The following is a 5537-nucleotide window of genomic DNA, read 5'->3' on the forward strand; positions in this document are numbered from 1 at the left end:
GGATCTGCAGCGTCAGCCCGTTCATGCCGCGGCGCATGTCGCTCACGCCGCCGGCCAGCCAGACCTTCACCTCCATCGGCACCGGGATCATCGCGCCTCCAGGACCTCCAGGACACGGCCGAGGGCGTCGGCATCGACGTCCGGTCCCACGGTGATGCGCCGGCCGTTGGCGAGATGGATCTCCATACGCCCCGCGGCATTATCGCGCCGCTGCGCCACGGCGGGCGTCTCCAGCACGGTGGCCTGCACGAAAGCCGGCGCCCGGCCCGCCTGGCCAAGCAGACCAGCCCGCGCGTTCCGCCGCCAGCGGTACAGCAGCGATGTCGAGATCCCATGCCGACGGGCCGTCGCCGACGCCTGGCGGTGACCGGCGTAGCTCTCCTCGACGATCCGCAGCTTCTCCGCATCACTCCAGCGTCGCCGCCGGCCGGTGTCCACGACCTCCATCCGGCGCGGTAAGATACGGGGGCTATCCGTAGGCATAGGCACAGTGCACTACGACGGCGAGCCAGCGTCACGCCCGATCGCCGCGGTCCTCACCGGATGCTTACCCTGGACTGTCGGCCACTTCCGTCTTGCAGACCGGGGGCGGGCCATAGATTCAATCTTCTCCGGATACTGCCCCAGTAAGTCGTGAGACCGTTTCCATCAGAGCCACCGAGGACTCAAATGTCGCAAGGTTGCCCGTGGGGCCACGTCTGACAGCTTCAGCGAAAGCCGCCATTTGGCGTGCGAATGGGCTTTGACCTCCATGCTTCAATTCGTTGCGCCCCGCGTGCAATTCGCCCACGGCGCGCTCCAGGAAAACAAAACTCGGCAGATGCGGCTGGATGGAGCCGAAGAAGCTTCCGTTATCGCCCTCAACTTCTGCGAACTGGCTGAATGCAGGCGTCAGGAGATCCGCTTCGAGCAGCAATTCCGCTCCCCCGCTCGTCGTGGCGCTCAATACCACGAGGTCCTCGGCATCGGCTGCTATGGAATGGCCCTGAATAGTGCGCCTTGGCCGCAACAAGCCTTCCCGGAGAACCTGTATATTTCTGAGGTCTCCGAAGCACCACAGAACAAGGTCCAGCATATGGACCATCATTTCGTTGCGGGCACCGCCGCCACCCGATACGGAATGCTTCCACGGCTGATGCGACCCTCGCCCGCCTATCCGGAAAATCCCAAAGTATGGTCGCCCAAGCGGCGCCCCATCCTCCAGGTTCAACAAGCCATGGAGCCACTCAAAAGCTGGAACGAACCGATAAATGTAACCAACAGCTCCCACCAGTCCCTTGGCTCCGGCGCGAATGGCCAGATTGTGGGCTTCCCCGACTGTCTGGCATAACGGCTTCTCACAGAACACATGTTTACCCGCCTCGAGTGCCGTGACAATTAGGTTATAATGACTCGCCGTAGGCGTGCAGATGTGCACAGCCTCTATGCTGCGGTCACCAATCAGTGTCTTGGGATCCCCTGACCATTCTGCCTGCTCAGCTTGCGCTAGAGCACGCGCGCGCGCTTCGTCTAAATCGGCAAGTACTGGCTCGATATCCACACCGGCCGCTCGATATCCGGCGATGTGCTTCGGAGCCTGCTTGCCGCAACCAATTATCGCAACCCGCATTACCCGCCTTCACCCCACTTCTTAGTTTTTATATCAGAAGACACTCTACCGACTTGTCGGGTGCCGAGTTCTGTCGCCCTCCTGTATTGGATCAACAAGATCTTCCTCAATTAGCTGGCTCGTGGTCCAATCGCAAGGATGCAGAATGACTGATGTTTCTTTAGGATCCGGGGATAGTATTCGGAACTCGAAGCTGCGCGACAGTGTTTCCAAATTGTCCTCCAGCCGGATTGCGTCTTGCGAATCGAACGCTGCGATGGTAAAAATCACCGGCCCAGGACCAAAATAATTCTTATCAAACACGAGTTCCTTCGTGTATGTACGTCCTGCAATACCTGATATATGCTCACTATCGCTAATATGCCTACTTAGCCACTGGCCGTCTGGCTTAAAGAACAGAACAACAAATCGGCAATAAAATTCTCGATTTTCCTCGATTTCAAATGCAAAAAAAATTCGGAACGACTCGCCGATGTCAAGAACATTCTTTGGCGCGCCATCACATCCAAGCAAATTCACACTTGTTAGCTTTAGGCCGGAACGACGCCTGGGCCATCGCGAGATGCCGCTCTCAGTGATAACATTACTACTTACACCTGCTGCGTCCTCCGCGTGCCCAGCATCAACGTAATTCTTTGCTCCCCTTTCAGAAGCTTCGGAGCTACCGGAAGCAGACCAATGAGCATCGTTCGCCTGCCCGCCAGTGTCAGGCACCCCTCGACGAGCGTCCGCGGGCACAGCTGCCGCGCTCTGCGCAGGCGGCGAACTTGCAGTGTCGGATGGCTTGCCACACTCGACGTCGCTTGCCGCGCCGCTCGATGAACTCTCTGCCGGATCTGCACTTTCGTCATCGATAGCACCCCTTTCATTCGGTTTGCTATCCGGCTCCTTTGCAGTATCTCCGTCCGCTGGCTTCTTTACCTCCTTGGCCTTCTCTTCAGCTTGCGCCAATGCGGACTTAAGCAGGTCACGACGAAAAGTGTTATCGTTGAGTGTTTGTGCGGCGACTGACCGCTCGCCGGACGTCCGCAGATTTTCTATGAATTGTTCATATGCCTTCACCACATTCAGGGCTGAGCCTTGCTTTACGATTTCGCCACGCTCGATCCAAATCGCACGATCGCAAAACTGCATTGCCAGCCCCGTTGAGTGCGAAACGAGCAGTAAGGTTCCCTCTCCTCCCAGGAGCGACTTCATGCGCCGAGCCGACTTGGCGCTGAAGTAGGCATCACCCGCCCCCATTACCTCATCGATCACAACGATGTCGGGTCGAATCGCAGTGGCCACGGCGAAACTCAACCGAGCCTGCATACCTTTGGAGTAGACACGGACCGGTTGGTCGGCGAACTCCCCTAGTTCTGCAAAATCCAATGCATCCTCAACCGCTTCCCTCCAACGGGAAAGATCACTGTGCAGCCGAAGTTTCAGTGCGCTTTCGACATTCGCGCGCCCCGTAAGATCAGGATGAAAGCCGACGCCAGCATCGAAAATCGCTTCAATCGAGTTAGTAACTTCTCGCCGACCTGCGGTTTGGGGGATGGCCCCGGTAATGACCTTTAACAGTGTACTCTTACCGGCACCATTTCGCCCGATCAAGGCAACCCGCTCGCCGCGCTTTACTTCGAGATCAACGCCACGCAGCGCGCTGAACTTCTTTCTCTCGCGCGGGCGGACAAACGGGACAAACCGATCCACACGGAAGGCATCCCATATCATTTCGCTAGGCCGGTCATAAAGTACGTAATCTTTACTGATCTGATCGAGCAGTATTACGGTATCTTGGGTGCGTTGTTCAGTTTGATCGGTCATAGTACCAAGAAACACTTAGCTGGTTGGCTTCAGAATTGATCGGCAAGGACATTCACCATTCTTCTCACCACATAGTTTCCGAGCGCGAAAGTTCCAAGAGCAATGCCGGTTCCAGATAAAACAATTTCTAATGGCGGAAATTCTCCAATGACCATCAAATATTGATTTAATATTATATAATGGGATATGGGATTCAAAAGAACAAATATTTTCGTAAATCCTGCTAGCATTTCCCATGTGTAAGATATAGGGCTGGCGATAAGGAGCGCTAGAGATATGAAACGAACCAGTATTTGTAAATCTTTAAATAATACAGCCATGATGGCCATAATCCAGCATATTCCAACGACAAATAAAAGCTGCAACATCACAACTAACGGTGCAAATACAGCTGTCCATCGCATCGGATCTAAGATGAGAGATACCGGTATTGCTACAATTAAACCGATGACGCATGTTGTGAAACCGGTCATTGTCATTTGAGCGACCAGCAATTGCGGAGGCAAGGCGAGGTTGAGAAGCCACTGCCGGCTTGCGGGAAGTGAGTTCGTCGCCTGTGCGAGAGGTTCCGCAGTCCCAAGTACCGACATCAACCCAACGAACATCATAAGAGAAAAATCGAATATATCCATGCCATTTGGCGAAATATTGTGAATTACAATATGCACCATAGCATAAAGCCCGAGAAAAAGGAGCGGTACAAGCAAAACCCACCCCATTCCGAGAAGTGAGCCAGAGTATCTTTTGCGAAGATCAAGAATTATTTTGTCTTGAACGAAATGCCGACGCTGGTATAGCAGTCGACACGGTTCGATTAGGTCACTCTCTATGGAGATCATCTGCTTCCTACGTTCAGTTGTACAGACCACGGCTTGGCATCGATCTGTCAAGTCTGAAGAAATCGACCATGCTGCGCGATGCATCTTCGAATCAGGTCGGAATTCTCAAAAGTCCACTCAATGGTCCGGGCCAATCCGGTATCGAGATCGACTCGCGCCTGGAAACCCAACTTGTCATGCGCCTTTCTCGTCGATCCGTATCTCCTGCCCGAGCGGTCCCAATCTCGGGCAGGCTTTATGTCTAGTGGCTTCGGGTTCTGCGTCAAGGCGTTGATCTTCTCCGCCAAATCACGAATTGAGGTTTCCACGCCCGATGCCAAATTATAAACCTCGCCGGCGCCCCCATTAAGGGCACAGGCAATCAGGCCCTCGACGATATCATCGACATACACAAAATCGCGGGTGGCCACACCGCCGTTATCGACAGGAAGTGCTTCCTGACCGAGCGCCTTCCAAATAAAGGTTGGCACGACATTACGCCAAATCGTATGTTCCGTGCCGCGCCAGCGGCCGGCACCAAGGATCTCGCCAGGCCCATAAACGTTCTGGAACCGTGCCTTCACAACGGGCAACCCTGCGCGGAGAAAGTAGTAGTTGGCATAGAATTCCCCGATCAGCTTTGAAATCTGATAAGGTGTGTCATGGTAAAGGGAGATGCTTGCATCTTCATCAACGGCATCTCTTGCCTCGTACGTCTTCTCGGCGACAGTACACCCAGCGGAGGCGTAGACAACCTTCTTGACAGATTTCATATGTGCGAGTCGATTAAACAATTTCAGCGTCGTTAACGTGTTGTTCTCATGATCCATAAGTGGGTCATGTATTGAACTCTGATTGCCGTGATAGGTCGCCAAATGGAAAACATAATCTAGGTTGGCCGGCAATTCGCACAATACTTTTTCATAGGTGATGGAACCATGAACAAACGTCACGGCGGAATCGCGCGGCACGTTCGTGGAGTCGGCGGAAAGCAGATTGTCCACGACGATCAACTCTTTCGGCCGGCTCTCCAGGACGCGTCTGCAAAGGTTGCTTCCGACGAAGCCCGCCCCCCCGACAACAAGGATGCGAGAGCCTTGAAACTCAGAAAACACAGACATCTCCTACACCACGATAGATCGATAATCTAAGAAACTGCTGATACACTTGAACCTAGTGGATCGACCCTAACGGTGGAGTCCCGTGAGGGATTCCCCGTGGCGCTGCGGTGTGCGAGTCTACGCCACGCGCAGCGGGATCAGCTTCGAGGTTTCTCCGGATGACCGCCGTCACCTTGAGGC

5 protein-coding genes are annotated in these 5537 nt (G+C 54.4%); all 5 read right to left on the minus strand.

Features of this window, described 5'->3' with window-relative positions:
• Nucleotides 1-87: 87 nt before the first annotated feature.
• The gene (gene tnpA, locus DRB17_RS19640; protein WP_206607960.1) at nt 88-438 is read right to left on the minus strand and encodes an IS66-like element accessory protein TnpA; all 351 of its coding nucleotides are present in this window, start codon (nt 436-438) and stop codon (nt 88-90) included.
• A 163-nt stretch (nt 439-601) separates the two neighbouring features.
• A complete protein-coding gene (locus DRB17_RS19645; RefSeq protein ID WP_114583924.1) occupies nt 602-1609 on the minus strand; it encodes a Gfo/Idh/MocA family protein in 1008 nt (335 codons plus the stop codon).
• A gap of 45 nt (nt 1610-1654) precedes the next feature.
• Complete coding sequence (locus DRB17_RS19650; protein ID WP_114583925.1) at nt 1655-3418, minus strand: ABC transporter ATP-binding protein; 1764 nt, start codon at nt 3416-3418, stop codon at nt 1655-1657.
• Between the two features lie 29 nt (nt 3419-3447).
• Nucleotides 3448-4257: an ABC transporter permease gene (locus DRB17_RS19655; RefSeq protein ID WP_161958914.1), complete on the minus strand. Its 810-nt coding sequence runs from the start codon at nt 4255-4257 to the stop codon at nt 3448-3450.
• Nucleotides 4258-4304: 47 nt separating this feature from the next.
• Nucleotides 4305-5357: an NAD-dependent epimerase/dehydratase family protein gene (locus DRB17_RS19660; protein ID WP_114583927.1), complete on the minus strand. Its 1053-nt coding sequence runs from the start codon at nt 5355-5357 to the stop codon at nt 4305-4307.
• Nucleotides 5358-5537: the final 180 nt, after the last annotated feature.

The organism is Ferruginivarius sediminum (assembly GCF_003344765.1).
Classification (GTDB): Bacteria; Pseudomonadota; Alphaproteobacteria; order Kiloniellales; family Rhodovibrionaceae; genus Ferruginivarius; species Ferruginivarius sediminum.